We start from the raw sequence: 26,364 nt of genomic DNA on the forward strand, positions 1-26,364 counted from the left end.
CTGCCGGGCATTTATGCCGCTATTAAGTTTTGCCGCGCCATTTACGTCAGTGACGGCATTGCGTCTCTGCGTTTTTCCATTCAACAAAAATTGTTTTAGTTCGGGAGAAAGCATCATGCAGTTCGACTGGAGCGCCATCTGGCCTGCTCTTCCTATCCTGCTTGAAGGCGCCAAAATGACCTTGTGGATCTCGGTCCTCGGTCTGGTTGGCGGCCTGATTATCGGCCTGATTGCCGGATTTGCCCGCGCCTATGGCGGCTGGTTTTCCCGTAATATCGCGCTGGTATTTATTGAATTGATTCGCGGTACGCCAATTGTAGTGCAGGTGATGTTTATTTACTTCGCCCTGCCGATGGCATTTACCGATTTGCGTATCGATCCCTTTAGCGCCGCAGTGGTCACCATCATGATCAACTCTGGGGCCTATATCGCTGAAATCACCCGTGGTGCGGTACTGTCAATCCATAATGGCTTCCGCGAAGCCGGACTGGCACTTGGCCTGTCGCGTCGTGAAACGCTGCGTTATGTCATTATGCCGCTGGCGCTGCGTCGTATGCTGCCGCCATTAGGCAACCAGTGGATTGTCAGCATCAAAGATACCTCACTGTTTATCGTTATCGGTGTCGCTGAACTGACGCGTCAGGGGCAGGAAATTATTGCGGGTAACTTCCGTGCGCTGGAGATCTGGAGCGCGGTCGCGGTTATCTATCTGTTTATTACTCTGGCACTCAGTTTCGTTCTGCGTCGCATTGAAAAAAGGATGAAAATCCTGTGATTGAATTTAAAAATGTCTCCAAGCACTTTGGTCAGACTCAGGTTCTGCACAACATCGATCTGAAGATCAATCAGGGTGAAGTCGTGGTGATTATCGGCCCAAGCGGCTCCGGTAAATCTACCCTGCTGCGCTGCATCAACAAACTGGAAGAGATCACCAGCGGTGAGCTGATTGTTGATGGTCTGAAAGTGAACGATCCAAAAGTCGATGAGCGCCTGATTCGTCAGGAAGCCGGAATGGTGTTCCAGCAGTTCCATCTGTTCCCGCAGATGTCAGCGCTGGATAATGTGGCTTTCGGTCCGATTCGCGTCCGTGGTATGAAGAAAGATGCGGCACACAAACTGGCGAAGGAGCTGTTAAGCAAGGTCGGCCTTGCCGAGCGTGCTCACCATTTCCCTTCCGAGCTGTCCGGCGGCCAGCAGCAGCGTGTGGCCATCGCCCGCGCGCTGGCGGTGAAGCCGAAAATGATGCTGTTTGATGAGCCAACTTCAGCGCTTGATCCGGAGTTGCGCCACGAAGTCCTGAAAGTGATGCAGGATCTGGCTGAAGAAGGGATGACGATGGTTATTGTCACCCATGAGGTCGGGTTCGCACAGAAAGTGGCATCGCGACTGATCTTTATCGACAAAGGCCGCATTGCGGAAGATGGTGACCCGGATACCCTGATCACCAACCCGCCAAGCGCGCGCCTGCGCGAGTTCTTACAGCACGTATCCTGATATTCCGGGCGGCAGCAATGTCGCCCTGCTTCTGCCTGGGCTTACTCCCAAAACCTCCGCCTTTACCTTTCGCCATCCTCAGCTCCGCTATACTTGCTGGTCAACGCTCTTATTGCGCCGTTACAGGAGAATACGATGTTGGCTGTGGTTCAATCGCGACAAACCCTCTGCCAGTGGTTGCTGATTTGCATGCTGCTGTGCGGTTATTCTGGTTCAGCTCTGGCGGTTACCCTGCCTGCCGCCGTGGTTGCCGCCCAGCAATCGCAATCCGCCACCAACGACACGGCAGAGGAGCCAGGCGCTGAGGATAAAAAAGCCGCGTACGCCGCACTGGCTAATATTCTGCAAAACGATCAGACGCGTCAGGAATTGATTGAACAGCTGCGCAATGCCGCCGCCACCCCGGCAGAACACAGTGAACCGGTTCTGACACCGCCCGACACAGAACCGGAAGAGAAGACCGTACTGCAAGGGCTGAGTGACGTCAGCCGCCACTACGGTGGCGCATTCGCCACGCAGTTTACCGAACTGCATCACAATATCGTCTCCGCCCCGCACCGCGCCTTTAATCAACAGACCTTTTTTAACGCCGTCAGCCACTTTCTGATGCTGGCGGTGGCGCTGTTTGCCTTTTACTGGCTGATTTGCTGGCTGGCGCGGCCACTGTATCGCCGAATGGGAAAATGGGGACGCCTCAAGAACCGCGATCGCTCCAACTGGTTACATCTGCCTGCGATGATTTTTGCGGCGTTTATCATTGACTTAGCGCTGCTGGCGCTGGCGCTGTTTACCGGCCAGATTATGAGCGACTACCTGAATGACGGCAACCGCACCATCGCCCGTCAGCAAGGGCTGTTTCTGAATGCCTTTGCGCTGATCGAATTCTTTAAGGCGATATTACGGCTGATCTTCTGCCCACGCATTGCCGATTTGCGCCCGTTCCGCATTGCCGACAACCGCGCCCGCTACTGGAATACTCGCCTTAGCTGGTTAAGCGGGCTGATTGGCTACGGCTTACTGGTTATCGTGCCGATTGTCAGTAATCAGATAAATGTGCAGATTGGGGCGCTGGTTAACGTGGTGGTGATGAGCCTGATCACCCTGTGGGCACAGTACCTGATTTTTCATAATCGCCGTAATATTCAGTATGAACTGACGGCGCTGGCCGATCGTTCAATGCGCTTTTTCGCGCTGTTTATTCGCGCGTTTGCACTGGTCTGGCACTGGCTGGCGAGCGCCTATTTTATCGTGCTGTTTTTCCTCTCAATGTTTAATCCGGGGGACAGCCTGAAGTTTATGATGTCGGCGTCGGTGCGCAGCCTGGCGATTATCGGCATCGGCGCGCTGATTTCCGGCATTCTGTCGCGCTGGATTGCCAAAAGCATCACGCTGTCACCCGAACTGCAACGCGAGTATCCGGAATTGCAGAAACGAGTTAATGCGTGGTGCTCAACGCTGCTGAAGCTGGCGCGTATTCTGACAGTATTTGCCGTCGGATTACTGCTGCTTAATGCGTGGCATCTGTTCGACCTGTGGCACTGGCTGACGGTGGGTGCCGGTGAAAAAACGGTGGACATTATCATCCGCGTACTGGTGATTCTGCTGTTCTCAGCGGTAGGCTGGACGCTGTTAGCCAGCCTGATAGAAAGCCGTCTCGCCTCCGACTCACATGGTCGCCCTATGCCCGGTGCGCGAACCCGCACCCTACTGACGCTGTTTCGTAATGCGCTGGCGGTCGTGATCAGCACCATTACCATAATGATTTTACTGTCGGAAATTGGCGTGAATATTGCGCCTCTGTTGGCCGGAGCCGGGGCACTTGGTCTGGCGGTATCGTTCGGCTCGCAAACACTGGTGAAGGATATTATCACCGGGGTGTTTATTCAGTTTGAAAATGGCATGAATACCGGCGATCTGGTGACTATCGGACCGATTACCGGCAGCGTTGAACGCATGTCAATTCGCTCCGTTGGCGTGCGTCAGGATACCGGTGCGTATCATATTATTCCGTGGTCATCGATCACCACTTTCGCCAACTTTGTCCGCGGTATCGGCTCATTTGTCGCCAATTATGATGTAGATCGCAACGAAGAGAGTGAGAAAGTCAATGCCACCCTACAACAGGCGGTGCAAGAGCTGATGGAGAACAAAGAGATCCGTGGCATGGTGATTGGCGAACCGGCGTTCGCCGGGCTGGTCGGGCTGACCAATCAGTCGTTTACCGTACGCGTGTCCTTTACCACTCAGCCGCTGAAGCAGTGGACGGTACGCTTTGCACTGGATGATATGGTGAAAAAGCATTTCGATGCGGCCGGGATTAAAGCGCCGCGCCAGACGGTGCAGGTGCTGCAAACCGGTAATGATGTGCAGGGAGCGGCGGGCGCTCAGGCATTAGCCGCTCCCGAATAAGGGTTACTTGCTGAGCATACGGCTACGGGCCGGTTTATCGAAAAAGCTCCAGGCGATAAACCGGCTCTGCTTCTGCCCCTGCGCCATATCGATAATCCGGACCTGCACCGCTTCAACATCTTCCAGCGCCCGACGTAAATCAGGCAGGTTCTCTTTTCGCGACACCAGAGAGGTAAACCACACGCACTGGCGGGAAAAGTCGACGCTTTCGTTAATCATACGAGTGATAAAGGCTTTTTCGCCCCCCTCACACCACAGCTCATCCTGCTGACCACCGAAATTCAGCGGCGCGTTGCGGTCCAGCCCCAGATTACGCAGTTTCCGCTGGCTGCCCTGACGCGCATCGCTGGCTGAAGCGTGGAACGGTGGGTTACATATCGTGGCGTGGAAAATCTCATTTTTATGAATAATGCCGCGAAAAATAGCATCAGCATCCTTCTGGCGACGCAGGCGAATGCCACGATTCAGCCCCGGATTGGCATCGATAATCGCGTTGGCGGCTTTCATGGCCTGCTCGTTGACTTCGGTTCCGGTGAAACGCCAGTCATATTCGCGATAGCCAATCAGCGGATAAATGCAGTTGGCACCACAACCGATATCCAGCAGATTGAGATTACGCGGCACCACCTGCTGATGATCTTCCGCCAGTAAGTCGGCGAGATGATGCAGATAGTCCGCTCGTCCCGGCACTGGCGGACAGAGAAAACCGTCAGGAATGGACCAGTGTTCTATCTGATAAAAGTGATGCAGCAGCGCCTGGTTCAGCACTTTCACCGCATTGGGGTCGGAAAAGTCGACCGACTCATCGCCATACTGATTGACCTGAACCAACGGTTCCAGCGCCGGGTGGCACTGTTTCAGTGCAGCAAAGTCGTAGCGTCCACGGTGACGGTTACGCGGGTGAAGAACGTTTTTTTCGGCAGGCTTTTTCATCGGCATCTCTCAAAGGTTACCCAACGTCGCTGGAGTCGCGGCAAGTGCAACCCTGCGTTTAAACAGACGTTGCAGCCACTTCAGATACCAGGGGTATAGTGGGCGCGTAAGATACTCGCTTTGCAAAAAAGCGTAAACCATTGCCGTGTTTTTTTCTCTGCACCAGACGCGTTAAGATAAGCAAAACATGACAACAACAGGTAACGCTATGTCCCGTCAACGCCACTCGTATCAACCCCGTCTCGGCCACGGGCTGCCACACGATCCGCTGAATGCGATTATCGGACCACGTCCAATTGGCTGGATCAGCTCCGCTAATACTGACGGTCAGCGCAATCTGGCACCCTACAGTTTCTTTAACTGTTTTAATTACCATCCACCGATTATTGGTTTTGCCAGCAGCGGCTGGAAAGACAGCGTAAAAAATATTAGTGAAACCGGTGAATTTGTCTGGAATCTGGCGACACGGCCACTGGCGGTGGCAATGAATGAAAGCTCCGCCTCACTGCCGCAGGGGGAAGATGAGTTTGCTTTCTCCGGCCTGACGCCGGTGGCGGCCACGCAGGTTAATGTCAGCATGGTGGCAGAGAGCCCGGTCAACTTTGAATGCAAGCTGACGCAGTGTATTCAGCTGCAGGCTGCCGACGGTGAAAAGCTGCCGAGCTGGTTGGTTTTAGGCGAAGTGGTGGCGATCCATATCGACAGCGATCTGCTGGAAAACGGCATCTATCAGACCGCCAGAGCACAGCCGATCCTGCGCGCTGGTGGACCATCGGCCTATTACGCCATCAGCGAAGATCAGCGCTTTGATCTGGTCAGGCCGGATGCCCGCCCACGCTAATCAGCAGCAATCGCCCCCTGCTCAAGCAGAGTCATAATCAGCTGCTGCAACAGCGGCTGTAATTCTGCCGCTCGCTCACCGCGCCAGGCGAACGGCGGCTGCTCATCCATATAGTTACACTGCGCCAACTCCAGCTGTACCGCAAACTGCTGCTGTTCGGGTTTGCCATATGCGCGGGTGATGTAGCCACCTTTAAAGCGCCCGTTGTCTACCCAGCTGAAGCGCGACTGGGCGGAAAAACAGTGAATCAGCGCCGCATCAATCGTCGGGGTGCTGCTGTTACCGTTATTGGTGCCCAGATTCAGGTCCGGTAACCGGCCGTCAAACAGTCGCGGGATCACCGAAGCTATCGAGTGGGCATCGAAGAGCAGCGCGTAGCCATGCTGCTGCTTAAGCCGCGCCAGCTCCTGCTGAAGTTTGTCGTGGTACGGTTGCCAGAGGGTGGCTAAATAGTCTCGGCGCTGATCCGCAGTGGGAGTCATGCCCGGCTTAAAGATTGGCGTACCGTCAAACAGCGTTTCGGGATACAGCCCGGTAGTGGCAGTAGCATACAGCGGCCGATCGTCAGCCGGTCGATTCAGATCGATAACAAAGCGCGAATAGTTGCCTGTCAGCACGCTGGCACCCAGCGGCTGAACAAAATCATACAGCTGCGCCAGATGCCAGTCGGTATCAGGTAAACCCCTGGCGGCGTCGCTGAGGCCCGCTTTCACTTCCGGCGTCAGTGCGGTACCGGCATGAGGAATACTGATCAGCAGCGGCAGCGTCCCGGCTGAGAACTGAAAGGCTTTCATTGCGCTTCTCCTCGATAAATAACCTGACAAGGCAACTGACCACCGAGCCAGTAAACCAGTTCTGCCGGACGCGTCAGCGGCCAGTGAACGAAATTAGCGACTTTACCGCACTCCAGCGATCCGTGGGTTTTCTCCAGTCCCAGCGCTTTGGCGCCATGCAGCGTGACGCCCGCCAGCGCCTCTTCCGGGGTCAGGCGAAACAGGGTGCAGGCCATATTCAGCATCAGACGCAGCGACAGCGCCGGTGAAGTACCAGGATTTGCATCGCTGGCCAGCGCCATCGGCACCTGATACTGGCGGAACAGCGCAACCGGCGGTAATTGGGTCTCACGCAACAGATAAAACGCGCCGGGAAGTAGCACCGCGACCGTGCCATGTTGCGCCATTGCCTGCACGTCGCTTTCGCTGGCGTACTCCAGATGATCGGCTGAAAGCGCATTAAATCGTGCCGCCAGCGCGCTGCCGCCAAGTGAAGAGAGCTGCTCAGCGTGCAATTTAACCGGTAAACCGAGCTGCTGCGCCCGCTCAAATACCCGGCTTACCTGCGCCGGAGAAAAAGCCAGATGTTCACAAAACGCATCCACCGCATCAGCCAGCCGTTCGGCTTTGATTTTCGGCAGCAGACGCTGACAGATAATCTCAATCCAGCCATCCGGGTGATGTTCAAATTCAGGTGGAATCGCGTGTGCCGCCAGGCAAGTTGCCAGTACATCAACCGGAAGCTGCTGCGCCAGCTGGCGAATCGCCTGCAACATGCGTATTTCACTGGCTTCATTGAGGCCGTAACCGGATTTTATCTCCAGCGTCGTAACGCCTTCAGCCAGTAAGCGTTCGATTCGCCAGCGAGCGCTGCTGACCAGTTGCCCGAGGGTCGCTTCGCGCGTAGCGCGCACCGTCGCCAGAATGCCACCGCCCTGCGCGGCAATCTCCGCATAGCTGACACCATTTAACCGCTGCTCAAACTCATGGCTGCGGTCACCACCAAACACCAAGTGAGTATGGCAGTCGACCAGGCCAGGCGTAATTATGCCCCCGGCAAAATCGGTGCACTGCGTGGCGGCGATCTTCGTCGACTGCGCGCGCGTACCGATCCAGACAATCACGCCATCGCGCACCGCAATCGCGCCATCGCTAATGATGTTGTACCGCCCGTTGCGCATAGTGACCACATCCGCGCCGAACCACACACTGTCACAGCGTATTTCGTCCGCCATTTGCTCTCCCACATCCTGCGATTGATTTACAGAAACTGCTAAAGTATGTATATGTATATACAACCACAAAGCCTGAGGATCAACCATGTCGAGTTATTTTGCGACGCGTGCACTGCTGGCGGAAGGATGGCGGCATTCGGTGCGTATCGAGGTCAACGCGCAAGGATTTATTGCCAGTATTACTCCTGACAGTCACGCCGCGCAGGCAGTGCGTTTATCCGGTGCCGTCATCCCGGCGATGGCTAATCTGCACTCGCACGCCTTCCAGCGCGCCATGGCCGGGCTGGCGGAGGTAGCGGGCGATCCACAGGACAGCTTCTGGAGCTGGCGCGAGCTGATGTATCGCCTGGTACAGCAGCTGTCACCCCCCCAGCTGGGTGATATCGCGCGTTATCTGTATATCGCGATGCTGAAAGGCGGTTATACCCAGGTTGCGGAGTTTCACTATCTGCATCATGACCACCACGGCCAGCCTTATGCGCAGGATGAGATGCTGCAACAGCTGATTGCTGCTGCCGAACAGGCTGGAATCGGTCAGACGCTGCTGCCGGTGTTATACAGCCACAGCGGATTTGGTGCCCAACCGCCGCAGCCAGCGCAAAAGCGTTTTATCCAGCATAGCGACAGCTATCTGCGCCAACAGGAAAATCTGCGCCACCTACTGCGCAACAAACCGCTGCACAATCAGGGACTGTGCTTCCATTCGCTGCGCGCGGTGACTCAGCAACAAATGGAGCAGGTGCTGGCGGCCAGCTCGCCTGAACTGCCGGTGCATATTCATATTGCTGAACAGGAAAAAGAGGTGAACGATTCGCTGGCATGGAGCGGTGAGCGCCCAGTGAACTGGCTGCTGGAGCGCTTTGCCGTCGATGCGCGCTGGTGCCTGGTTCACGCCACCCACCTTGAGCCGCAGGAAATTACTCGTCTCGCTGCCAGCGGCGCGGTGGTCGGACTCTGCCCGACTACCGAAGCCAATCTCGGAGACGGTATTTTTCCGGCCACCGACTATATTGCCCAGGGCGGGCGCTGGGGTATCGGCTCCGACAGTCATGTCTCACTGAATGTCACAGAGGAGCTGCGCTGGCTGGAGTATGGTCAGCGGCTGCGCGACCGGCGGCGTAACCGCATCATCACTCCACAGCAACGTTCAACAGGCGACCTGCTGTGGCAGCAGGCAGCATCCGGCGGTGCACAGGCCTGCGGCGTAGCCATCGGCTCACTGGCCGTAGGCCAGCGTGCAGACTGGCTGGTACTGGAGCCAGACGCCTGGTTAGCCAGCTGCCACGACAGTGCGCTGCTGAACCGCTGGCTGTTCGCCGGCAGCGGTTCGCAGATCCGCGATGTCTGGGTGGCGGGAAAACAGGTGATTAATGCCGGTCATCATGCGCTACAGTCCGAAGCGGATGCCCGCTTTGCCGCCGTGATGAAGGCCTTACAGTAAAGACGGGGATAAGGGTTTCATGATGCATTTTTATCGAACCGACGACCTGCCAATCAACAAATGGCGTAATGGTGGTGGCGAAACCCGTGAGATCGTCAGCTTTCCGCCAGAAACTAGCTCGTTTGACTGGCGCGCCAGCATTGCCACCCTCGCCAACAACGGCGACTTTTCCGTATTTCCCGGCGTAGATCGGGTGATTACATTAGTCGCCGGAGACAGTGTGGAATTGCACTCGCCACTGTCATCCATGCAGCTGCTGGAACTGAATCAGCCGTTCTGTTTTGCTGGCGAACAGCCGATATTTGCCCGGCTGACCGGCGGTCAGAGTCTCGACGTTAATATTATGACCCGCCGCGATCGCTGCTGCGCCACGGTGGTGGTCAGCGGCCGTGCGCAGCAAAGCGATTGTGGCGTGTGTTGGGTGATTGCCGGTCAGTGGTGCGTCGGCGAACAAACGCTGTCACGCGGAGAAGGCTGCTGGTGGCACGTCAGCGGCGAGGTCATTACGCCACTAACAGCGGATGCACTGCTGTTGTTTGCTGCAATCAACCGTGCCCTTTAAAGCGACCAAGCAGCTTATAGCGTGAACCGGGATAAAGCAGTCGGGCGTAAGTAACGATTTTACCCTCGCTCCATGTCTGGCGGCGAATCAGTAAACAGGGGTCATGCTCGTCCAGCGACAGATACTGACGCTGGCGGACATCGGCGAGAACGGCTTCAACGATATGCTCACCGGCAGTCAGTGGTGCAACCCGCATCAGATAGGTATAGGGCGTCTGGCTGTCATAATCCTGCCGCAGATAGTCCGGTGCCATCTGCGGATTAACCAGACGATCTTCCAGCTGTACCGGCAGTTCATTTTCATAGTGCACCATCAACGAATGAAAAATCGACTGGCCAGTGGATAATCCTAATACCGCGGCCTGTTCCGGATCGGCTTTTATTTCGCTTAGCTGCAGAATTTTACAGCGATGCTGATGGCCGCGCTGGGCAATCTCTTCAGCAATATTGTGCACTTCCAGCATTGCGGTGTAGCCCTTGGTTTCGGCCACAAACGTTCCCACGCCCTGCATGCGAATCAAATAACCTTCACCGGTCAGTTCGCGCAGCGCCCGGTTAATCGTCATGCGGCTAACGCCCAATTCATTAACCAGCTCACTTTCGGATGGCACGCGCTGATTGGCTTTCCACACGCCGGCGGCAATCTGGCTGACAATCGCCTGTTTTACCCGCTGATAGATTGGCGCAGGCTGATCGCTCATGGCGGCTGCGAGTTGCGAAATGGCAGTCTGCCCGACCATATAAAGTTCCTTAAAAAACGTCGTAAGTTAAGTCTACTGACTGAGGGCATAAATGTATAGACATCTGCATCCCTGTACCCCTGCTCCGTTTTGTGATCGCTCTGGCACTAAGGCATTAGGTTGTATAGACAACACTATACACTTATGCTTCACTCGACAGTGTTACCCATGCGGCTGCACATGGGTTTAATCCGCGCCAAACTTGTATATACAGGAGTATACCATGTCGTTCAGTACCGATGAATGTCATCTGATACCCGGAGAAGTAGGTCTGCCGATGCTTAAGGCCATTTACCATGGCGGCGTCACGCTTCGGCTTGCTGACAGCGCACGTGAAGCGGTGCTGAAAGCACATGAAACAGTGAACGCTATTGTCGCGACAGGCAAAGTCACCTACGGCATCAATACCGGCTTTGGCAAACTGGCACAAACCTCGATTCCGGCGGCACGTCTGGCTGAGCTACAACGCAATCTGGTGCTGTCGCACAGTGTCGGGCTGGGAGAGTTACTGCCGGATGAAGTCGTACGCCTGGTGATGGCCAGTAAAATTATTAGCCTGGCGCGCGGGCATTCCGGCGTGCGTATCGAACTGATCGAGATGCTGATCACCCTGTTTAACGCTGGCGTCATGCCCTGCATACCGGAAAAAGGCTCAGTGGGCGCGTCCGGCGATCTGGCTCCGCTGGCACATTTGTCGCTGATGCTGCTGGGTGAAGGCCAGGTCCGCGTTGCCGGTAAGCTGATGAATGCGCCTGACGCGCTACAACAGCTCGGACTGGAACCGGTGGTACTCGGGCCGAAAGAGGGACTGGCACTGCTTAACGGCACCCAGGTATCAACCGCACTGGCATTGCGCGGCCTGTTTGAAGCGGAGAAAACCTTCGCCGCCGGGCTGGTCGCCGGTGCGATGTCGCTGGAAGCAATTAAAGGCTCGATAAAACCCTTTGATGCGCGTATTCATCAGGCGCGCGGCCAGCCGGGACAAATCGCAGTGGCTGCCGCCGTCTCTGAGTTGTTGGCAGGCAGCGAAATTCTGACTTCACATGCGGCCTGTGGACGGGTGCAGGATCCGTACTCCATTCGTTGCGTGCCGCAGGTGATGGGTGCCTGTCTTGATAACCTGAATCATGCCGCGCGGGTATTGCAGATTGAAGCCAACGCCGCTTCCGATAATCCACTGGTATTCCCGGAAAGCGGTGACGTGATTTCCGGCGGCAATTTCCACGCCGAACCGGTGGCATTTGCTGCTGATATTATTGCGCTGGCGATCGCAGAAATTGGCGCAATTTCCGAGCGGCGCATGGCGCTGTTGCTGGACAGCGGTCTCTCTGGCCTGCCGCCGTTCCTGGTGAATGACGGCGGCGTCAATTCAGGATTTATGATCGCTCAGGTCACTGCCGCTGCGCTGGCCTCCGAAAACAAATCTTTGGCCCATCCAGGCAGCGTCGACAGTCTGCCCACTTCCGCCAACCAGGAAGATCATGTCTCAATGGCCACCTACGCCGCACGCCGTCTCGGTGCAATGTGCTTTAACACCGCGGCCGTTGTAGGTATTGAAGCGATGGCCGCCGCACAAGGCATCGACTTTCATCGCCCGCTGCAAAGTTCGCCACTGCTGGAACAACAGCTGGGGACCGTGCGGGAACGCGTGGCTTTTCTCGAAAAAGACCGCCTGATGGCACCCGATATCGAACAAATGCGCCTGTGGGCCAGCAGTAACAACTGGCCCGATGTGATCACCGCCCTGCTACCAAGCCACGCAGGATAAGGAGCCAACAGATGAGTGAATCGATCAGCAGCGCCGTTGCCCGTGAAATTCGGGCACCTCACGGCAGCGAATTACATTGTGCAAACTGGCTGATTGAAGCCGCCTGGCGCATGATCCAGAATAACCTTGATCCTGATGTTGCCGAACGCCCGGAAGATTTGGTGGTGTATGGCGGCATCGGTAAAGCCGCACGCAACCGGGAATGCTTTGAGCAGATTCTGCGTTCGCTGCGCGCATTGCAGCCGGAAGAGACGCTGCTGGTGCAGTCCGGAAAACCGGTTGGCGTGTTCCGCACCCATGCCGATGCACCACGGGTATTAATCGCCAACTCCAACCTGGTGCCGCACTGGGCCAACTGGGACCATTTTCATCAGCTGGATAAAGCCGGGCTGATGATGTACGGCCAGATGACCGCCGGTTCATGGATCTATATCGGCGCGCAGGGCATTGTGCAGGGCACCTTTGAAACCTTCGTCGAAGCGGGCCGTCAGCACTATAACAGTGACCTGAGCGGCCGGTGGGTTCTTACCGCCGGGCTGGGCGGCATGGGTGGTGCGCAGCCACTGGCTGGCGTGCTGGCGGGGGCTTCAGTGCTGGCAGTGGAGTGCCAGGAGTCGCGCATCGACTTTCGGCTGCGCACCCGCTATCTCGATTACAAGGCATACAGCATTGACGAAGCCCTGAAAATTATCCGCGAGGCTAACCAGCAGAAGCGGGCGATCTCCGTCGGTCTGTTGGGCAATGCGGCAGAAATCTTGCCGGAGCTGGTTAAGCGCGCCCGGGCAGGCGGCATCAGGCCGGATATCGTTACCGATCAGACCTCAGCACACGATCCGCTTAACGGCTATCTGCCGGCTGGCTGGAGTGTTGACCAGTGGGCTGAAAAACGCCTCAGCGACCCGAAAGCGGTGGAGAAAGCCGCACGCGCCTCGATGGCAACGCATGTACGGGCGATGCTTGATTTTCACCAGATGGGCATCCCCACTGTGGATTACGGTAATAATATCCGCCAGGTCGCGCTGGATGAAGGAGTAGAAAACGCTTTTGATTTTCCGGGCTTCGTCCCTGCTTATATCCGTCCGCTGTTCTGCGAAGGTAAGGGGCCGTTTCGCTGGGTAGCGCTTTCCGGCGATCCTGAGGATATCTATAAAACCGATGCGAAGCTGAAACAGTTATTCCCGCAGCACGCTAACCTGCATCGCTGGCTGGATATGGCGCAGGAGCGTATCGCCTTCCAGGGATTACCGGCGCGTATCTGTTGGCTCGGCCTTGGCGAGCGTCATCTGGCAGGCCTGGCGTTCAATGAAATGGTGCGCAACGGCGAGCTGAAAGCACCGGTGGTGATTGGTCGTGACCATCTCGATTGTGGGTCCGTCGCCTCGCCAAATCGCGAAACCGAAGCAATGAAAGATGGGTCTGATGCAGTTTCTGACTGGCCGCTGCTGAATGCTCTGCTGAACACCGCGGGCGGTGCCACCTGGGTCAGTCTGCATCATGGTGGTGGCGTCGGTATGGGTTTCTCGCAACATGCGGGCATGGTAATTGTTTGTGACGGCAGTGAGCAGGCCGATGTGCGGCTGGAGCGGGTATTGTGGAACGACCCGGCCACCGGCGTAATGCGGCACGCCGACGCCGGATATTCCCAGGCCGAAACCTGCGCCCGGCAGCATCAGCTGAATCTGCCAATGATGAAATAATCGTTAAACATGATAAGTCTATTAACGATTTTCTTCAGGGACTGATAGACGCCGTGCATCGGTTGCATCTAAAGTGGAAGCCGAATGATTAGCGTCAGACCACGCAGCGGATAAGTGGCATCAGCATGGAGAAGAGACTATTTATGACCATTCCTGTTTCATTGATCGAAGAAGCCATCACCTGGCGACACCAGCTGCACAGGCAACCCGAGCTGGGTTATCAGGAGCATCAGACATCAAACATGGTCGCCGAAAAGCTGCGCTCTTTTGGATTGCAGGTGCACGTGGGTCTGGCCGGAACCGGCGTCGTCGGCACGCTGGAAAATGGCCCGGGTCCGGTCATCGGCCTGCGTGCCGATATGGATGCGCTGCCAATCACTGAACTGGGTAACCCGCCGCATAAATCCAACACTCCCGGCGTGATGCACGCCTGCGGGCATGACGGTCATACCGCCATTCTGCTGGCGACGGCGAAACACCTGAGTCAGACGCGTAATTTCAGTGGCACACTGCACTTTGTTTTTCAGCCTGCCGAAGAGAACCTCGGTGGCGCACGCAGAATGGTCGAAGAAGGTCTGTTTACCCTGTTTCCAATGGACGCCATCTATGGCCTGCACAACTGGCCTGGACTGGCGCTCGGTGAAGTGGCGGTAAACAGTGGCGCGATGATGGCTTCACTGGATTCGTTTGAGATCACCTTAACCGGCAAAAGCTGCCATGCGGCAATGCCGGAGAGTGGTGCCGACCCGATTGTTACCGCCGCCGAGCTGATTATGGCGCTGCAAACCATCCCGGCGCGCCGCCTCTCTCCCCTCGCCTCTGCCGTGGTCAGTATTACGCAAATCAACGGCGGTGAAGCGATTAATGTCATTCCTGAGCAGGTAAAACTGCGCGGCACCGTGCGCTGTTTGCAGAGCGAGGTGCGCAGTAAAGTGCGCGCATTAATCGATGATTTCGTCACCACGCTGCCGACCCCATTTGGTGTTGAAGGGGCAATTAGCTGGTATCCCGGCTATCCGGTAACGAAGAATCATGCCGAATCGGCGCTAAAAGTGCGCGATGCCGCAATCAGCTTGTCAGGTGAGCAAGCGGTACGCTGGGAAGTGAACCCGTCGATGGCATCAGAAGATTTTGCCTGCATGCTGGAAGCGTGTCCGGGGGCTTATTTCTGGATTGGTGCCGATGGCGCAACACCTTCACGGCCGCTGCATAATGCCTGGTATGATTTTAACGACGAGGTGATAGCGCACGGTATCGGTATCTGGCAACAACTGGTGGAACAGCTGTTGCCACGCTGACTGGCGTCAAATGATTCCGCTGGTATCAGCCTCGCGGGTCAATCGGGGCAACCTGCTGGTTGCCCCGATTGACCCGGACGATCAGTATCCCACGGCATCCAGCTCTGCCAGTCCGCTGGCAATATCCGCCGATCGCCCGCTGGCTACCAGGCAGCAGGCGATCTGTAAACGCAACGACTGCGGCACAGGCAGATCTTTATTCACCACTCGCTGAGTCCATGCTGCGGTAACATCGGCCTCTTTTGACGACGCCAGCGCATCACGCGCGATCGTCACTTCTTCCTGCCGCGCCAGCAGCAGCTGGGGTTCCGCCTGAACGGCGCTAATCAGGCTGATCGCCGGGCAGCGCTGTAAGTTGGCATAAACTTCACCTTCCGTGCCGTTCATCAGCAGGCCAGTCCCACCGATAGCAGCGAAGAATTTTGCCACTCGCGGAATATATTCCGGATGAGAAACGCTGGAAAGGCGCAGCGCGGCCGCTTCATCGAACGGCGTAGCCAGTTTTGCCAGCGTGTGCGCGCTGTTACGCACCCCCATGCGCCAGCGCAGTGACAGCTGAGTCGCCAGCGGTGGGCAGAGGGTAGCGACCGACATAAACACCAGTTCTCCGGCATCCAGCCGTGCCTGCGCCGACGCCGCATCGGTCACCGCCGGGATGCCCAGCGCGGCAAACACCGTTTCGCTGGTGACGCGCGTCGGATCGTCGCTGACGCCATGCACCAGCACCGGAAAACCCAGTTTTGACAGCAACATTGCCAGCAGCGGCGTCAGGTTCGCCTGCTTGCGCGCACCGTTATAGCTGGGGATTACCACCGGCATCGGCTGGCGTGCTGGCGGCGTCAGGCGCATTACCTGCTCCTGCATCGCCTGATAAAAGCCCAGCATCTCCTCTTCACCTTCACCTTTAATCCGCAAGGCAATTAACAGCCCGCCCAGTTCCAGCTCCGGCACTTCGCCAGCCAGCATTTCACGGTAAAGCGCACGTGCAGTGTCAAAATCGATATCACGCGCATGATTTTTGCCGCGCCCTACTTCTTTGATAATCCGGGTATATTCCATCGCTCATGGTTTCCTGAACTGTCATCGCCAGCAGATTGCTGCCAGCAATATCGCAATAAATTAGCGCCGCCGTTTGGGTTTCTTCAGGCTTTTTTCTTTGGCTGGCTTCGGTGGCTCGCCCTCTGGCATCGGCGGCTGCTCGATAGGAAATACCGGCAGTGCCGCCAGCAGGCGCGGGCCATAACGCTTACTGATTAGCCGTCGGTCGTATATTACAATCTCACCAAAACAGTCGTGGCTACGAATCAGGCGGCCAACCTGCTGAATCAGATTAAATGAGGCGCTGGGCAAACTCTGCACCTCAAATAGATAACGTTTCAGGCTTTTCAGCCACTCGCCCTCGGTTAAAATTACCGGACTGTCTACCGGGGGAAAAGCAATTTTATGAATATGCACCTGGGATAATAAATCGCCCTTCAGATCCAGCCCTTCGGCAAAGGATTGCAGGCCGACCAGAATGCTGGTTTCCCCCTGCTGCACCCGCTGGCGATGCAGCTCCACCAGCCGGGATCGCGGTTTATCTCCCTGAACCAACATCATCAGGCGCAGCGCGGTAACGTGGGTAAGAAAAAGCTGCATCGCCCGTCCGCTGGCAAACAGCACCAGAATCCCTTTGTGTTTCCCCTCGCTGATTTGCTGACTGAAAAAGTGCGTCATCTCGGCAATATGCTGCGCTTCTGTCGCCATCATCGGTTCATGGCGCATCTGTGGAATCAGCAACTTACCCTGCTCAATGTGATTAAACGGTGAGTCCAGCGCCACAAATCGGTCATCGGCTTTTTCACTCAGGCCGGACATCTCCTGCAAGCGGTTAAAACTGCTGAGCGATCGCAGAGTGGCGGAAGTCACCACCACGTGCGGCACTTTACGCCACAGCAGTTTTTCCAGCTGATCGCTGACGCGAATACCGGCACAGTGAAACAGCAAATGCGCATTGCCGTCACGATTCTCACGCGTGACCCACTTTGATACCGGCGCGCCTGAAGCCTGTTCCATTGCGGCCAGACGCCACAGTTTGCTGATCGACTCAAACCATGCAAAAGTACGGTTCATCTGCAGCAAAGTACGGTGCAGGCGTACCACATCATACTGGCCGGTTTTATCACTCAGATCGTTGAGAAAGGCTTCAGACAGCCCGCGCAGCGCATCGTTAAGCTTATACAGCCGTGCGCACAGGGTCAGAATTTCTTCGGGCAGGCACCCCATTTCAAAGCGATATTCGCCGTCAATCTGATCTTTTGGCAGGTACAGCGCCAGCATTGCCGACAGAATCTGCAACTGTTCACGAATCTCTTCGCAGTGACCTTTCAACCGCTCGGGATTAGCCAGCGGCGGCGGCGATTTAGGACGAAACTGCGCCATACACTGCTCGACCAGCCGCACAAACAGATCAAGTTGCAGGCTGGTCCAGCCTGCGGTGATCTCAGCGCTCATCTCCAGCGCGTCGCGCGCCACTTCCGGCAGGTGATGCCCTTCGTCCAGTACCAGCAGCAAGTTTTTCGCTGGCGGCAGCACGGATTCATTCTCCAGTGCCGCCATCACCAGCGCATGGTTAGCGACCACCACGTCGGCATTTTCAATTTCACGCCGGGCGACAAAAAACGGGCATTCACGATACCAGTGACAATTGTGTCCGAGACAGTTGGCTTTATCGGTACTCAGCCGCTGCCACAGCGAGTCTTCAATTGCATCATGGCTGTGATCGCGCAGACCATCCCACTGATGGCGATCGAGGGATTTTTGCAAAGTGGCACAAATCGCCCGCTCATCTTTACTGGCGGTCAAATCATCATCCAGAAACAGCAGCAGATCCCCTTGCTGATCCTGATCCGCCGCCAGCGCGGATAAATTACGTGGGCAGACGTAACGGCCACGTCCAAAAGCAGCGGTAAATTTAAGATCGGGAATGATCTTTTTCAGCAGCGGTAAATCTTTGCTGAAAATCTGATCCTGCAACGCCACATTAGCGGTGCTGACCACCAGCGGTTTCTCTTGCGCACGGCTAACCGCAATGCCGGGTATCAGATAGGACAGCGTCTTGCCAACGCCGGTTGGCGCTTCGATCGCCAGATGTCTTCCCTCATCGCCAGCCAGCGTTTTCGCCACTTCGGCAATCATCTGGCGCTGCGGTGCGCGGGGAATAAAGTCAGGAACCTGCTGTTGCAGGGCTTTATACCACTGACCAATTTGCGCTTTAAGCGCGGAGGTAAGCATTTAGTTTTCGTTCTGTTTTATATCAATAAGTTGTAAAGGAAGTAGCTTATATTATGCACAACAATTAATCATAAAACACAACAGTGCACTACGGGGAATCCAGCCGGTCCGGCCTTTTATTGCCGCTGAGTTTACCATATGCGAGAAGCATTCCAAATTCAGCCGCTTTTAATTTTCATCGCCAGTCACTCGTGCTTCACTCTAAGTACATGGAATGAATATCGTGCAAAAAATCGCCGGAACAACAGGACAACCTTAAGGATATCGGGTAAATTATGAACAGACTCAGACACACCAACATCACCAGAGGCGCGTTTAATGACTCTGGTGAACATCACACCGGAGGTGATGCAATGCAAACGAGATTAGAAAAACTCGAAAATGATGTACAGGCCATAAAAACCGACGTGGCGGTGATTAAAGCCAGCTACGCCAGCAAAGCCGATGTCAGCGCTATCAAGGGCGATATCAGCGACGCCAAAACCCGCATTATTCTGTGGGTAGTCAGCGCAGTGTTTTTCGCCCAGCTGCTTCCTCCCCTGATTCAGGGGCTGAACGCCTGAAAAGCGGTTAGTCGCTTGCCTAAACAGACCGCAGCCTGATTGCCGACGTAACGCCCATAGTTTTCTATGGGTTGATAACCGTGAAGCAAATAAAAACTGACGGCACGTTGGTTGATGCGCCGAGTTTCCAGCCAGATTTGTTGATACCCGCAGCCGCGTGCTTCGCTCTCGAGAAATAGCAGAAGTGCTGACCCGATTCCACGCGATGACGCTGCCGCATACATCCGTTTTAGTTCTGCCACCTCAGCAGAAAGCGGCCTGAAGGCTCCGCAACCCAGCGTCGCTCCATGGTGATCGCGGGCTACGGCAAAACAGGCGCGAGGATGCCGCAGGTCATGCGGATTAAATGAGCTGCCACCACTGTCGCCAGTTATCTGCTGTAGCATGGCAGAGAGCTGCGCCATCAATAATTGCGCCTCTGCCGAATCTTCCGGCTCGCGCGCAACGGTTATAACAGCCTCACACTGCGTCATGCGACTGACCGAGGAACTTATACATCACCGTGGTCGCATCAAATCCCCCTTCCGTCGAGCGAGCAAAGAAAGGAATTGCACCCGCCACTCGCCAGCCCAGTGAGAGATAGAGCTGTTCCGCCACGTCACCACTGCGCGTATCCAGCACCATCAGGCTGCGTCTAGCCTGCATGACGATTCGTTCAGCCTGCAACATTAGCTGGCGCGCAATGCCCTGCCGCCGCGCAGCGGAATGAACCAGCAGCTTACTGATCTCAGCACGATGCGCACCGTTAGGCATCATTGCCAGCACCACAATGAGGGTGGCGACGATTTTACCCTGCTGTCGGGCCACCAGCAGCTGTTTATCCCCGCAGGCGATGCTGTAAACCACATCCTGCCAAAAACGGGCAATCGGCGCGGTATCTGTGGCATCGATAAAACCAACGCTGGCTCCCTGCGCCACGCAGTCGCTCAAAACCTCACACAGGGCAGCATGTTCCTGCTGCGCTTGTTCAGCGCTCAGTGTTTCATAGTCAATCATGGGCGACATACCACCAGTGCATAATGTGCTGCCGTTTCCGGCGCGTGAAAAGATGAGCGACCGAACAGATGAAAACGCAGGCAATCCCCGGCGGTCAACCGCCAGTGCTGCTGGTTCATCGCGATCTCAAGTACGCCATCAAGCAGCCAGATATGCTGTTCCAGCCCCGCAACCGGCGGAATGTCGTACTCGATGCGTGCGCCCGCTCGCAATTTTCCTTCAACCAGCTCGGCACGGTAGCCGCTGGCCGGTGGCGATAAACTCCGCCGCTCAAATCCATTTTCTTCATCAACCCACACCGTTTGCTGCGCCGGTTGCAGATGTTGTGCGACATTCTCTTCGACTTCACTCAGCAGACGCGACATTGTCAGGCCATAAGCAGCGCAAAGTTTATTCAACAGTGAAGCGGTCGGGCTGGTTTCGGCCCGCTCAATGCGCGACAGCGACGCCCGGCTGATAGCGGTAATTTCCGCCAGCTCATCCAGTGACCAGCCTTGTGCCAGCCGCAGTTCTGCCAGCCGCTGCGCCAGCCGGTATTCGGTGCTGATTGCCTGATTCATTATTTTCTCATATTTGGGAATAAATCTCACAAATGAGAATAGACCTGAAATTCAATTCAGGTCAATCTGTACAACCAAATAATAGTTGTACAAGTTAACGAGTCGAGCTAACGTTAGTAAGTAGATGTACCAGAAAGAGGAAAAGAATGGCCGTATATAGCATCGGTGAAGTGGCTGAACGCTGCGGAATTAATCCGGTAACCTTGCGCGCATGGCAACGTCGCTACGGTTTGCTGAAACCCCAGCGCTCGGAAGGGGGCCATCGTCAGTTTGATGACGAGGATATCCAGCGCATTGACGAAATCAAACGCTGGGTCGACAGCGGCGTGCCGGTTGGCAAAGTTAAAGCACTGCTGGAAGGTGAAAAAGTTCACCTTAACGACGGCTGGACAATGTTACAGGATGAACTGATGGGCGTATTGCGTACCGTCAGACCAGCGAAATTACGCGTCAAGATTGCCGCAATGGGCAAGGAAAACCCGGCGGACACGCTGATTGATAACGTGATTATTCCGGTACGTCAGCGTCTTGGTCTGGAGCAGAGCACCGCACGTGCCATGAGCAGCCTGCTGGATGGCGCACTGATTGACTACGTTGCTTTCTGCCTGACCGGAGCGCGTAAAAAAGCCGGAAAGGATGCCCTGCTGATTGGCTGGGGCAGCGAAGATCGCACGCGTTTATGGCTCGAAGCCTGGCGTTTATCACAGCAGGGCTGGCGCATTGATGTGTTAGCTGAACCGCTGGAAACGCTGCGACCGGAGCTGTTTCCTGGCCAATATGTTTTCCTCTGGACCGGAAAAAAACTGAGCCGCGGTCAGCAGGAACAGATCGTGCACTGGCAGGAGCAAGGGTTCTCCATTATGCCGCACGGTAACTGAAGGAGCTGAAACATGACGCAGCAGCATGAGCAACAGGCGACGCTGAATAGCCTGGTGATATTTTACCAGGATATGCAGTCACAACCCCTCAATCAGCTGGCGACGATTTATCATCAGGATATCCTGCTGGTCGATCCGGTCGGCCAGCATCACGGGCTGCAGTCCCTGACCGACTATTTTGCTGCCCTGCTGAAAAATCTGCGTTATTGCCGCTTCGAAATTACCCATCAACACGCTTTCGATCAGGGTGCAATGCTGCTGTGGCGCATGGTCTACGCCCACCCGGCGTTACAAAGAGGCGCAGCGCAATCGCTGGAAGGCTGTAGTTATCTGACTTTTCGTGACGCCCGCGTCATCTTCCAGCGCGATTATTACGATCTCGGCGAAATGCTGTATGAAAAAGTACCGCTGCTGGGTAGCGCAATTCGTGCATTAAAAAGAAGGCTGAAACCATGAAAAGGGTTCTGATTACCGGCGCGACTTCAGGAATTGGCTCCCAGCTGGCGCGTGATTACGCCGCGGAAGGCTGGCAGGTGACGGCATGTGGCCGCGACCGTAATAAGCTGGAACAACTGCGTGAACAGGCACCTGATATCAAATTGTGTGAATTCGATATTACTGACCTGGCAGCCACACGTGCCGCGCTGGCAGGCAAAAGCGCCGAGCTGGTGATTCTCTGCGCCGGCACCTGCGAATACCTCAATCACGGTATTGTTGAAGCGGAGAAAGTCCATCGGGTGATGAGCACAAATTTCAGCGGGCCAGTTAACTGTCTTGATGCTTTGCTGCCGCAGCTGTCGCCCGGTAGCCGCGTGGCGCTGGTTGGCTCTACCGCCAGTATTGTTGCGCTGCCGCGAGCCGAAGCCTACGGGGCTTCAAAAGCAGCCCTCGCCTACTTCGCCCGTAGTCTGGCACAAGATTTAAATCGTCAACAAATTCATATCTCGCTGGTATTGCCCGGATTCGTCGACACCCCGCTTACCAAACGTAATGATTTCGCCATGCCGATGATAATCAGCGCGGCACAAGCGTCGAAATTTATTCGTCGTGGCCTGGCTCGCGGTAAACGCGAAGTGGTCTTTCCCCGTCTGTTTGCCCTGATTCTGCATCTGACCTCGCGCTTGCCACAGTCGTGGCAGCGGAAGTTAACCCAGCAGATAGCGAGGTAATTTTGTGAACATCGCCATTATCGGCAGCGGTATTGCCGGGCTTAGCTGCGCCTGGAAGCTGGCAAATCGTGCCAATGTAGAGCTTTTCGAAGCCGAACCGACGCTGGGTGGACACACCGCAACCGTCGATGTCGAGCTGGAAGGCAAGCACTACGCTATCGACACGGGCTTTATTGTTTTTAACGACCGTACATATCCACGCTTTCTCGCGCTGCTGGCAGAACTCGGCATCGAAAGTCAGAACACCGAAATGAGCTTTTCAGTCAGCAATCATCGCAGCGGCCTCGAATATAACGGCCACTCACTCAGCAGTCTGTTTGCTCAGCGCCGCAATCTGTTCAGCCCGGTATTTCTGCGCTTTGTTGCCGATATTCTGCGCTTTAACCGCTGCGGAAAACGCTGGCTGAAACAGCAAAATGAAGATCAAACGCTGGATGATTTCCTTACCAGCCAACGATTCAACCCATTTTTTGCTCAACATTATATTCTACCGATGGGGGCAGCCATCTGGTCCACTTCGCTGGCCGAAATGCGTAATATGCCGCTGTCGCTGTTCCTGCAATTTTTCAGTCATCACGGCTTACTGGATGTGGTTAATCGCCCGCAGTGGTATGTGATTCCAGGCGGCTCACGTCAGTATATTCGCCGTCTGATGGCGTTGCTCGACGGTAAATTAAAACTTCATCTCAACACCCCGGTGCACGCGGTCTGGCGTGATGACCAAGGGGTTACGCTGGAAACCGCCAACGGCCGGCAGCGCTTTGATCAGGTGATTTTCGCCTGTCACAGTGATCAGGCGCTGAAAATATTGCAGGACGCCTCAGCCGAAGAGCACAGCATGCTGAGCGGCGTGCCCTACCGCGACAATGAGGTGGTGCTGCATACCGACGTCAGCCTGCTGCCGAAAAGTCGCCGCGCGTGGGCCAGCTGGAATTATCAGCTTAATGACCGTGAAACGAATAATCCGCTGACCGGGGCCAGCGTCACTTACAATATGAATATCTTGCAGGGTATCGATGCGCCGCACACGTTCTGCGTCTCGCTCAATCCGGTGCAACCGATTGATGAAAGTAAAGTGCTGGGAAGATACCGCTACTCACATCCGCAGTTTGGCGCGCAAAGCCTGGCAGCACAGCAGCAGCGGCTGGTACTGAATGGCCAGCGTCGCAGCTGGTTCTGTGGCGCGTGGAGTTACAACGGTTTTCATGAAGATGGCATTCGCAGCGCGCTGGATGTGGTCGCAGCCATGGAACAGGCCGCGCTGCTATGAACAGCGCCCTGTACAGCGGCCACGTGCGTCATCGCCGCTTTACCCCGGTCGATCATCAGTTCAGCTACAGCATCTATATGCCGCTGATTGATCTCGATGAGCTGCCGCTATTGCCGCAGCTGGGAATCCGTCTCGGCCGTTTTTCTCCGGCATCGTTTTATCATCAGGATTATCTCGGCGGCGGTGATATCAAAACTCGCGCTCAGCAACGCATTGCCGAACTGACCGGTGAACACCTTACCGGCCGGGTGATGCTGTTATGCCAGCTGCGCTACCTTGGCTGCTCGTTTAACCCGGTTAATTTTTACTATCTGTATGACGCCAGCGATCGGCTGCGCTGGATGCTGGCAGAAGTGCGCAATACGCCGTGGAATGAGCGCCATACCTATGCCGTGAAGCCGGACGGCAGTGAAACCACGGAAAAAGTCTTTCATGTCTCACCGTTTAATCCGATCGATATGATCTATCACTGGCGGCTCTCCACGCCGGGAAAGTCACTTTCTGTGCATATTGAAAACCACCGCGCCGGTCGCGAGTTCGATGCCACGCTGCATTTGCGTCGTCAGGCGTTGACCCGCAAAAATCTGCGCTATCATTTATGGCGATTTCCACTGATGACTGCGCGTACCGCGCTGGCGATTTACTGGCAGGCTTTTAAATTATGGCGCAAAGGTGCGCCAGTGTATGACCATCCGAAGTCGGAGAAAAAATAATGTGCACTTCAGAAGTCAGTATCACGCACGGCAGTAAGCCCGGTAAGAAACACTCTGCCTCACGCCGCGTGATTTTCGCTCTGTTAAGCCAACTGCGTGGTGCCGGCTTGCGCATTTATGATCCGCACCTTGGCGAGCAGTTTTTTGGTGATTCACAGGCCTCATTGCAGGCAGAACTGCAGGTAAAACATACCCGCGCTTATCGCCGGGTGCTGCTCGGCGGCAGCATCGCAGCGGCAGAAAGTTATATGGATGATGACTGGGACACTCCCGATCTCACGGCGGTTATCCAGACGCTGGCGCTGAATATGGCGGTGATGGATAAGATGGAAGCTCGGTTGAGCTGGCTGACTACCCCACTGAACAAGCTGATCCACGGTTTTCGTCGCAACAGCGTGCGCCAGGCAAAACGCAATATTGCCGCCCACTATGATCTTGGCAACGATTTTTACAGCGCCTTTCTCGATCGCTCGATGCAGTACTCCAGCGCGTGGTTTCGCGACACCAGCAGCAACCTTGAGCAGGCTCAGGAAGCCAAACTACGCCGCCTGTGCGTCAAACTGGCACTGCGCCCCGGCGATCATCTGCTGGAAATCGGCACCGGCTGGGGCGCGCTGGCGGAATTTGCTGCGCGCGAGTACGGCTGCCGCGTCACCACCACGACTATTTCGCGTGAGCAATATCAGTTTGCAAAACAGCGCATCGAACAGGCTGGCCTGAGCGACCGCGTGACGGTGCTGTGCGAAGACTATCGCACGTTACAAGGTCAGTACGACAAACTGGTTTCAGTTGAGATGATTGAAGCCGTGGGTCGTCGCTATATCCCGCTGTTTGTCCAGCGCTGTCAGGAGCTGGTAAAGCCGGGGGGCCGTCTGGTATTGCAGGCGATTACCATCAGCGAGGCGCGCTACAGTAGCTACGCCAGAGGCGTCGACTTTATTCAGCGCTATATCTTTCCCGGCGGTTTTTTACCCTCAACCACCCTGCTGCAACAGACGCTCAGTGAAGTGAGTGACTATCAGGTGCAGGACGTATTTGAAATGGGCAATGATTACGCGCGTACGCTGCGCGAGTGGCGTCAGCGATTTGACCATGCCTGGCCAGAGCTGAAAAACAGCCAGTTCGATGAGCGATTCCGCCGTATGTGGCTGTTTTACCTCTGTTATTGCGAAGCAGGCTTTATGGCGCGCACCATCGGCACCGTTCAGCTGACGGCCGCGCGCGCATGACAGCGCGCTGGCGCTTCTGGCTGCTGACCCTCGGCTTTGATGCTTTCTGGGCGCTGGCGGTTGGATTGCGCGAGCGCACCGAATGGATAGCGCTGACAATTGCGGTGCTGGCACTGCTGTTTTCCGCTGGCGGCAGCCGCTGGCAGATAATCAGCCTGATGGCGTTAGGGATCGCGCTCGACAGCCTGTGGCTGGCGCTGGATCTGTTTCAGTTTAACGGCAGCCACTGGTTACCCCTGTGGATGCTGGCGCTATGGCTGGGTTTTGCCTGTTGGTGGCGGCTGGTAATGGCGACACTTAATCTGCCGCTACTCTGGCTGATTCCACTGGGCGCGGTGGGCGGCCCACTGAGCTATTTTATCGGCGAACAACTGGGCGCTATGGAGCTTCAGCATGCGCCATCACTGGTTTATCCGCTGCTGGCCTGCGGTTGGGCGATCTATTTACCGGTTGCCCGCTGGATTCTGCGAGCGAAAGATAAATCCATCACCGCTGACGACTAGCCTGATATTCGTCACAATCC

At 55.8% G+C, this 26,364-nt stretch carries 26 protein-coding genes; 17 read left to right on the plus strand and 9 right to left on the minus strand.

All coding sequences use genetic code 11. The annotated features are described in order from the left end of the window. The first annotated feature begins 115 nt into the window (after nucleotides 1-115). The 3 genes from glnP to ybiO all read left to right on the plus strand — a co-directional run bounded on the left by glnP (nucleotide 116) and on the right by ybiO (nucleotide 3,903). Nucleotides 116-775: a glutamine ABC transporter permease GlnP gene (gene glnP / locus ACP3TC_RS14125; RefSeq protein WP_313856661.1), complete on the plus strand. Its 660-nt coding sequence runs from the start codon at nucleotides 116-118 to the stop codon at nucleotides 773-775. After that, nucleotides 772-1,494, plus strand: a complete 723-nt coding sequence (gene glnQ / locus ACP3TC_RS14130) for a glutamine ABC transporter ATP-binding protein GlnQ (protein ID WP_313856659.1) — start codon at nucleotides 772-774, stop codon at nucleotides 1,492-1,494. Before glnP ends, glnQ begins: the two co-directional genes overlap by 4 nt. Before the next feature lie 135 nt (nucleotides 1,495-1,629). After that, nucleotides 1,630-3,903, plus strand: coding sequence for a mechanosensitive channel protein (ybiO, locus tag ACP3TC_RS14135; RefSeq protein WP_426816686.1), 2,274 nt, complete (start codon nucleotides 1,630-1,632; stop codon nucleotides 3,901-3,903). Nucleotides 3,904-3,906: 3 nt separating this feature from the next. Here the strand turns inward: ybiO and rlmF are convergent, their stop codons facing one another. After that, entirely contained in the window at nucleotides 3,907-4,836 is a 930-nt protein-coding gene (gene rlmF, locus ACP3TC_RS14140) for a 23S rRNA (adenine(1618)-N(6))-methyltransferase RlmF (RefSeq protein WP_313856657.1), read from the minus strand. A gap of 208 nt (nucleotides 4,837-5,044) precedes the next feature. Between rlmF and ACP3TC_RS14145 the strand changes: the two genes are divergently transcribed. Beyond that, complete coding sequence (locus tag ACP3TC_RS14145; RefSeq protein WP_313856654.1) at nucleotides 5,045-5,677, plus strand: flavin reductase family protein; 633 nt, start codon at nucleotides 5,045-5,047, stop codon at nucleotides 5,675-5,677. Here ACP3TC_RS14145 and hutG read toward each other — a convergent pair. Together hutG and hutI are read right to left on the minus strand one after the other, a co-directional pair. Further along, the gene (gene hutG / locus ACP3TC_RS14150; RefSeq protein ID WP_426816687.1) at nucleotides 5,674-6,471 is read right to left on the minus strand and encodes an N-formylglutamate deformylase; all 798 of its coding nucleotides are present in this window, start codon (nucleotides 6,469-6,471) and stop codon (nucleotides 5,674-5,676) included. The genes ACP3TC_RS14145 and hutG overlap by 4 nt on opposite strands. Next, entirely contained in the window at nucleotides 6,468-7,685 is a 1,218-nt protein-coding gene (hutI, locus tag ACP3TC_RS14155; protein WP_426816688.1) for an imidazolonepropionase, read from the minus strand. The genes hutG and hutI overlap by 4 nt, the downstream gene beginning before the upstream one ends. An 85-nt stretch (nucleotides 7,686-7,770) precedes the next feature. Here hutI and ACP3TC_RS14160 point away from each other — a divergent pair, with 85 nt between their 5' ends. Continuing rightward, a complete protein-coding gene (locus tag ACP3TC_RS14160) occupies nucleotides 7,771-9,126 on the plus strand; it encodes a formimidoylglutamate deiminase (RefSeq protein WP_313856647.1) in 1,356 nt (451 codons plus the stop codon). Between the two features lie 19 nt (nucleotides 9,127-9,145). After that, nucleotides 9,146-9,688 (plus strand): HutD/Ves family protein, encoded by a 543-nt coding sequence (locus tag ACP3TC_RS14165; RefSeq protein ID WP_426816689.1) that lies wholly within the window; start codon nucleotides 9,146-9,148, stop codon nucleotides 9,686-9,688. Here the strand turns inward: ACP3TC_RS14165 and hutC are convergent. Then, nucleotides 9,672-10,427 (minus strand): histidine utilization repressor, encoded by a 756-nt coding sequence (gene hutC, locus ACP3TC_RS14170; RefSeq protein WP_426816690.1) that lies wholly within the window; start codon nucleotides 10,425-10,427, stop codon nucleotides 9,672-9,674. The genes ACP3TC_RS14165 and hutC overlap by 17 nt on opposite strands. A gap of 223 nt (nucleotides 10,428-10,650) precedes the next feature. Here hutC and hutH point away from each other — a divergent pair, with 223 nt between their 5' ends. From hutH to ACP3TC_RS14185, 3 genes are all read left to right on the plus strand, one after another. Further along, nucleotides 10,651-12,195, plus strand: coding sequence for a histidine ammonia-lyase (hutH, locus tag ACP3TC_RS14175; protein WP_313856641.1), 1,545 nt, complete (start codon nucleotides 10,651-10,653; stop codon nucleotides 12,193-12,195). A gap of 11 nt (nucleotides 12,196-12,206) precedes the next feature. Beyond that, nucleotides 12,207-13,892, plus strand: a complete 1,686-nt coding sequence (gene hutU / locus ACP3TC_RS14180) for a urocanate hydratase (protein WP_426816691.1) — start codon at nucleotides 12,207-12,209, stop codon at nucleotides 13,890-13,892. Between the two features lie 143 nt (nucleotides 13,893-14,035). Then, nucleotides 14,036-15,190 carry a M20 aminoacylase family protein gene (locus ACP3TC_RS14185; RefSeq protein WP_313857643.1) on the plus strand — a complete coding sequence of 385 codons (1,155 nt, stop codon included), beginning with the start codon at nucleotides 14,036-14,038 and terminating at the stop codon, nucleotides 15,188-15,190. An 81-nt stretch (nucleotides 15,191-15,271) separates the two neighbouring features. On the opposite strand, the gene ybiB is transcribed toward ACP3TC_RS14185, so the two are convergent. Continuing rightward, nucleotides 15,272-16,249 (minus strand): DNA-binding protein YbiB, encoded by a 978-nt coding sequence (gene ybiB, locus ACP3TC_RS14190; protein ID WP_426816692.1) that lies wholly within the window; start codon nucleotides 16,247-16,249, stop codon nucleotides 15,272-15,274. 60 nt (nucleotides 16,250-16,309) lie between these two features. After that, nucleotides 16,310-18,463, minus strand: a complete 2,154-nt coding sequence (dinG, locus tag ACP3TC_RS14195; RefSeq protein WP_426816693.1) for an ATP-dependent DNA helicase DinG — start codon at nucleotides 18,461-18,463, stop codon at nucleotides 16,310-16,312. A gap of 353 nt (nucleotides 18,464-18,816) precedes the next feature. Here dinG and ACP3TC_RS14200 point away from each other — a divergent pair, with 353 nt between their 5' ends. Further along, complete coding sequence (locus ACP3TC_RS14200; protein WP_426816694.1) at nucleotides 18,817-19,026, plus strand: hypothetical protein; 210 nt, start codon at nucleotides 18,817-18,819, stop codon at nucleotides 19,024-19,026. On the opposite strand, the gene ACP3TC_RS14205 is transcribed toward ACP3TC_RS14200, so the two are convergent. Genes ACP3TC_RS14205 through ACP3TC_RS14215 form a run of 3 tightly spaced genes read right to left on the minus strand, consistent with a single transcriptional unit; the run spans nucleotide 19,008 to nucleotide 20,582 of the window. Continuing rightward, complete coding sequence (locus ACP3TC_RS14205; RefSeq protein ID WP_426816695.1) at nucleotides 19,008-19,430, minus strand: GNAT family N-acetyltransferase; 423 nt, start codon at nucleotides 19,428-19,430, stop codon at nucleotides 19,008-19,010. The two genes, ACP3TC_RS14200 and ACP3TC_RS14205, sit on opposite strands and share 19 nt — an antisense overlap. A 55-nt stretch (nucleotides 19,431-19,485) precedes the next feature. Then, entirely contained in the window at nucleotides 19,486-20,022 is a 537-nt protein-coding gene (locus ACP3TC_RS14210; RefSeq protein ID WP_313856633.1) for a GNAT family N-acetyltransferase, read from the minus strand. Continuing rightward, complete coding sequence (locus tag ACP3TC_RS14215; RefSeq protein WP_426816696.1) at nucleotides 20,019-20,582, minus strand: helix-turn-helix domain-containing protein; 564 nt, start codon at nucleotides 20,580-20,582, stop codon at nucleotides 20,019-20,021. The genes ACP3TC_RS14210 and ACP3TC_RS14215 overlap by 4 nt, the downstream gene beginning before the upstream one ends. A 146-nt stretch (nucleotides 20,583-20,728) precedes the next feature. On the opposite strand from ACP3TC_RS14215, the gene ACP3TC_RS14220 reads away from it, so the two are divergent. The 7 genes from ACP3TC_RS14220 to ACP3TC_RS14250 are packed head-to-tail and all read left to right on the plus strand — an operon-like array spanning nucleotide 20,729 to nucleotide 26,344. Continuing rightward, entirely contained in the window at nucleotides 20,729-21,460 is a 732-nt protein-coding gene (locus tag ACP3TC_RS14220; RefSeq protein WP_313856631.1) for a MerR family transcriptional regulator, read from the plus strand. A gap of 12 nt (nucleotides 21,461-21,472) precedes the next feature. Next, nucleotides 21,473-21,916, plus strand: coding sequence for a nuclear transport factor 2 family protein (locus tag ACP3TC_RS14225; protein ID WP_426816697.1), 444 nt, complete (start codon nucleotides 21,473-21,475; stop codon nucleotides 21,914-21,916). After that, entirely contained in the window at nucleotides 21,913-22,629 is a 717-nt protein-coding gene (locus ACP3TC_RS14230) for an SDR family NAD(P)-dependent oxidoreductase (RefSeq protein WP_426816698.1), read from the plus strand. Before ACP3TC_RS14225 ends, ACP3TC_RS14230 begins: the two co-directional genes overlap by 4 nt. Before the next feature lie 4 nt (nucleotides 22,630-22,633). Next, on the plus strand, nucleotides 22,634-23,899 hold the full coding sequence (locus ACP3TC_RS14235) for an NAD(P)/FAD-dependent oxidoreductase (protein WP_313856626.1): 1,266 nt from the start codon (nucleotides 22,634-22,636) through the stop codon (nucleotides 23,897-23,899). Then, a complete protein-coding gene (locus ACP3TC_RS14240) occupies nucleotides 23,896-24,612 on the plus strand; it encodes a DUF1365 domain-containing protein (RefSeq protein ID WP_426816699.1) in 717 nt (238 codons plus the stop codon). Before ACP3TC_RS14235 ends, ACP3TC_RS14240 begins: the two co-directional genes overlap by 4 nt. Further along, nucleotides 24,612-25,841, plus strand: coding sequence for a cyclopropane-fatty-acyl-phospholipid synthase family protein (locus tag ACP3TC_RS14245; RefSeq protein WP_313856624.1), 1,230 nt, complete (start codon nucleotides 24,612-24,614; stop codon nucleotides 25,839-25,841). The genes ACP3TC_RS14240 and ACP3TC_RS14245 overlap by 1 nt, the downstream gene beginning before the upstream one ends. After that, a complete protein-coding gene (locus ACP3TC_RS14250) occupies nucleotides 25,838-26,344 on the plus strand; it encodes a DUF2878 domain-containing protein (RefSeq protein ID WP_313856623.1) in 507 nt (168 codons plus the stop codon). Before ACP3TC_RS14245 ends, ACP3TC_RS14250 begins: the two co-directional genes overlap by 4 nt. Nucleotides 26,345-26,364: the final 20 nt, after the last annotated feature.

This window comes from Winslowiella sp. 2C04 (assembly GCF_050037805.1).
Taxonomy (GTDB): Bacteria; Pseudomonadota; Gammaproteobacteria; order Enterobacterales; family Enterobacteriaceae; genus Erwinia; species Erwinia toletana_A.

Coding starts and splice junctions, on each gene's coding strand:
- ACP3TC_RS14185 (WP_313857643.1), top strand. CDS start 14,036: ATGACCATTCCTGTTTCATTGATCGAAGAAGCCATCACCTGGCGACAC.
- ACP3TC_RS14225 (WP_426816697.1), top strand. CDS start 21,473: ATGACGCAGCAGCATGAGCAACAGGCGACGCTGAATAGCCTGGTGATA.
- ACP3TC_RS14250 (WP_313856623.1), top strand. CDS start 25,838: ATGACAGCGCGCTGGCGCTTCTGGCTGCTGACCCTCGGCTTTGATGCT.
- ybiB (WP_426816692.1), bottom strand. CDS start 16,249: ATGGAATATACCCGGATTATCAAAGAAGTAGGGCGCGGCAAAAATCAT.
- hutC (WP_426816690.1), bottom strand. CDS start 10,427: ATGGTCGGGCAGACTGCCATTTCGCAACTCGCAGCCGCCATGAGCGAT.
- dinG (WP_426816693.1), bottom strand. CDS start 18,463: ATGCTTACCTCCGCGCTTAAAGCGCAAATTGGTCAGTGGTATAAAGCC.
- ACP3TC_RS14245 (WP_313856624.1), top strand. CDS start 24,612: ATGTGCACTTCAGAAGTCAGTATCACGCACGGCAGTAAGCCCGGTAAG.
- ACP3TC_RS14165 (WP_426816689.1), top strand. CDS start 9,146: ATGATGCATTTTTATCGAACCGACGACCTGCCAATCAACAAATGGCGT.
- hutU (WP_426816691.1), top strand. CDS start 12,207: ATGAGTGAATCGATCAGCAGCGCCGTTGCCCGTGAAATTCGGGCACCT.
- ACP3TC_RS14215 (WP_426816696.1), bottom strand. CDS start 20,582: ATGAATCAGGCAATCAGCACCGAATACCGGCTGGCGCAGCGGCTGGCA.
- ACP3TC_RS14205 (WP_426816695.1), bottom strand. CDS start 19,430: ATGGCGCAGCTCTCTGCCATGCTACAGCAGATAACTGGCGACAGTGGT.
- ybiO (WP_426816686.1), top strand. CDS start 1,630: ATGTTGGCTGTGGTTCAATCGCGACAAACCCTCTGCCAGTGGTTGCTG.
- ACP3TC_RS14160 (WP_313856647.1), top strand. CDS start 7,771: ATGTCGAGTTATTTTGCGACGCGTGCACTGCTGGCGGAAGGATGGCGG.
- rlmF (WP_313856657.1), bottom strand. CDS start 4,836: ATGAAAAAGCCTGCCGAAAAAAACGTTCTTCACCCGCGTAACCGTCAC.
- ACP3TC_RS14210 (WP_313856633.1), bottom strand. CDS start 20,022: ATGATTGACTATGAAACACTGAGCGCTGAACAAGCGCAGCAGGAACAT.
- ACP3TC_RS14230 (WP_426816698.1), top strand. CDS start 21,913: ATGAAAAGGGTTCTGATTACCGGCGCGACTTCAGGAATTGGCTCCCAG.
- ACP3TC_RS14240 (WP_426816699.1), top strand. CDS start 23,896: ATGAACAGCGCCCTGTACAGCGGCCACGTGCGTCATCGCCGCTTTACC.
- hutH (WP_313856641.1), top strand. CDS start 10,651: ATGTCGTTCAGTACCGATGAATGTCATCTGATACCCGGAGAAGTAGGT.
- hutI (WP_426816688.1), bottom strand. CDS start 7,685: ATGGCGGACGAAATACGCTGTGACAGTGTGTGGTTCGGCGCGGATGTG.
- glnP (WP_313856661.1), top strand. CDS start 116: ATGCAGTTCGACTGGAGCGCCATCTGGCCTGCTCTTCCTATCCTGCTT.
- hutG (WP_426816687.1), bottom strand. CDS start 6,471: ATGAAAGCCTTTCAGTTCTCAGCCGGGACGCTGCCGCTGCTGATCAGT.
- ACP3TC_RS14220 (WP_313856631.1), top strand. CDS start 20,729: ATGGCCGTATATAGCATCGGTGAAGTGGCTGAACGCTGCGGAATTAAT.
- ACP3TC_RS14200 (WP_426816694.1), top strand. CDS start 18,817: ATGCAAACGAGATTAGAAAAACTCGAAAATGATGTACAGGCCATAAAA.
- ACP3TC_RS14145 (WP_313856654.1), top strand. CDS start 5,045: ATGTCCCGTCAACGCCACTCGTATCAACCCCGTCTCGGCCACGGGCTG.